The 2,672-nt window shown below is 61.9% G+C and carries 2 protein-coding genes; both read left to right on the forward strand.

Annotated elements, in window-relative coordinates:
* Positions 1 to 207: 207 nt before the first annotated feature.
* Positions 208 to 729, forward strand: a complete 522-nt coding sequence (locus tag GPT33_RS18635; RefSeq protein ID WP_363929525.1) for a chemotaxis protein CheW — start codon at positions 208 to 210, stop codon at positions 727 to 729.
* A 37-nt stretch (positions 730 to 766) separates the two neighbouring features.
* Positions 767 to 2,672: methyl-accepting chemotaxis protein (locus GPT33_RS18640; RefSeq protein ID WP_296812108.1), on the forward strand; the 1,906-nt coding region annotated here is incomplete at its 3' end.

Below are 2,672 nucleotides of genomic sequence, written 5' to 3' on the forward strand. Positions count from 1 at the left end.
AGAACGATGGAAAAGTGCGCAGGGAAAACGTGTTTTCCTTTGCGGACACCCATTGGGACTCTTCGCTTCGGTCATGTGTGTACTTTCGAATGTATTTCGCGCGCTAAGAGCGGTTCAGCCCGGCATTCGTGGTTTTTATTAGGCCTTCAGCCCGGGCGCGGCCAGCCGATAGTTCATGGACCAACCCGTTATTCGAGGATCTATTCCATGGACATGCGCAACGAAGCCAGCCAACTGGCCAACCACCACAGCGCCCGAGTGGCAGCTGCCAAGAAAGCCGAATTCCTGACTTTCCGCCTGGGCGGTGAGGAATACGGCATAGACATCCTGCGTGTGCAGGAAATCCGCTCGTTTGAAGAGCCCACGCGCATCGCCAACGCGCCCTCGTTCATCAAAGGCGTGGTCAACCTGCGCGGCGTGATCGTGCCGGTGGTGGACCTGCGTATCAAGCTCGGCTGCGACACCGTGGAATACAACGGTTTCACCGTGGTGATCGTGCTCAACGTGCGAGGCCGCGTGGTGGGTGCTGTGGTGGACTCTGTGTCCGATGTACTGGAGCTCAGCAGCGACCTGATCAAGCCCGCGCCTGAGATGAACACCACGGTGGACACCAGCTTTGTCACTGGCATAGCCAGCGTGGGCGAGCGCATGTTGATCTTGATGGACATCGACGCACTCATGTCCAGCGCTGACATGGGTCTCATGGACGGCACGCAAAGCTTGCAGTAATGCACATCCAGGCTCACCGCTCACAACCAAGGTCCGTATGACAACGCCCTCTTTCAAATATCAGTCAATCGCGCGGCGCCTCTCACTGCAGGCTGTGGGCATGCTGGCCACCGTACTGCTGTTCATCAGCGTGCTCCTGGCCGTGGTGGCCGAAGACCGCTCGCGCGAGCGCATTGTGGTGTGGGCTGGCGACAAGGCGCAGGCCGTGGCCGACTCGGTGGACGCTTTTGACGCCACCGCCCGCATGATGACCGACCGGGCTTACCGCCCGTTTCGTCAAAAATTCGCCGAAAAATTGGAACTGGACCCGGTTGCCGGTCAGCTCAAAAGCCAAGGCCTGTTGCTGAACAACGATTTTGCCGAGGTGGACGCCTTTAACCAGCAAAACGGTGGGGTAGCCACCATTTTCATGCGCAAAGGCGACGACTTTGAGCGCGTGACCACTTCGCTGAAGAAAGAAAACGGTGAGCGTGCCATGGGAACCCTGCTGGCCCGGGAGCACCCGGCGTACCCGCTCATGCTGCAGGGCAAAACCTTCACCGGCCGGGCCACGCTGTTTGGCAAACATTACATGACCCACTACGAGGCCATGACCGACGAAGCGGGCCAGGTGGTGGGCATTCTGTTCATTGGCTTTGACATTGGTGACTTTCAGACCTCGCTGGTCCAGCTAGTCAACGAAGCCCGATTTTTTGAGACCGGCGGCACCTATGTGATCGACCCCCGCAAAGCCAGCGCCGAAGCGGTGTTTGTGACCCACCCCACAGCCGCTGGCAAAAAGGTGCTTGAGGTGTTTCCCGATGCCGGCCCCCTGCTGGACCAGCTGCGCACTGCACCTGAAAACTTTGTTGACGGCGGCCCGTCGCTCTTTCAGGCCGGTCTGTCCGATCCGTGGCGCGTGAAGCGCACCGCCAAAGCCGGAGGCTGGTGGGTGGTGGCGGAGGTGTCTGACGACGAAGCCATGGCCACCCACTGGGCCACCATTTACGCCTTCTGGTCCTTGTTGGCCGTCACCACCGTGGTGTTGGGGCTGGGCATTTTCTGGTTGGTGCGGCGCAATGTGAGCCGCCCACTCGCCGAGCTCACCCAGGCTGTGACCAGCGTGGCACAGGGCGATCTGAGCCGCCCGTTCCAAACCCAACGCAGCGACGAGATTGGCCGCCTGGTGCGCGAAGTGGAAAGCATGCGCGAGCGCTTCCTGAGCATGATGCGTGAGCTGCGCAGCGCGGCTGACAGCATCAACACCGCGTCGGCCGAGATTGCCAGCGGCAACCAGGACCTGAGCGCACGCACCGAGCAAGCCGCCAGCAACCTGGAAGAAACCGCGGCCAGCATGGAAGAGCTCACCAGCACCGTGCGCCAAAGCGCCGACGCTGCGCGCCAGGCCAACCAGCTCGCCGCCAGTGCCTCCGAGATCGCGGTGCGCGGCGGTCAGGTGGTGGGCCAGGTGGTCACCACCATGAACGAGATCAACCACAGCAGCAAAAAGATCAGCGACATCATTGGCGTGATCGACGGTATTGCATTCCAGACCAACATCCTGGCGCTGAACGCGGCGGTGGAAGCCGCCCGCGCGGGCGAGCAAGGCCGGGGCTTTGCGGTGGTGGCCGGTGAGGTGCGCAACCTCGCGCAGCGCAGCGCCGAGGCGGCCAAAGAAATCAAAGGCCTCATCAGCACCAGCGTGGACAAGGTTGAGACCGGCAGCCGGCTGGTGGCCGATGCGGGCCAGACCATGAGCGAGATTGTGGGCTCGGTGCAGCGCGTGAGCGACATCATTGGCGAAATCACGGCGGCCGCGGGCGAGCAAAGCGACGGCATTGGGCAGGTGAACACGGCGGTGAACCAGCTTGACCAGATGACGCAGCAAAACGCGGCGCTGGTGGAGCAAAGTGCGGCCGCCGCCGAGAGCCTGAAAGACCAGGCCGCGCGCCTGTCGCAGGTGA

The sequence above is a fragment of the Thiocapsa sp. genome (genome assembly GCF_011390875.1).
Lineage (GTDB): Bacteria > Pseudomonadota > Gammaproteobacteria > Chromatiales > Chromatiaceae > Thiocapsa.

Excerpts from the sequence above, each read along its gene's own strand:
- GPT33_RS18635 (WP_363929525.1), top strand. The coding sequence starts at position 208 with ATGGACATGCGCAACGAAGCCAGCCAACTGGCCAACCACCACAGCGCC.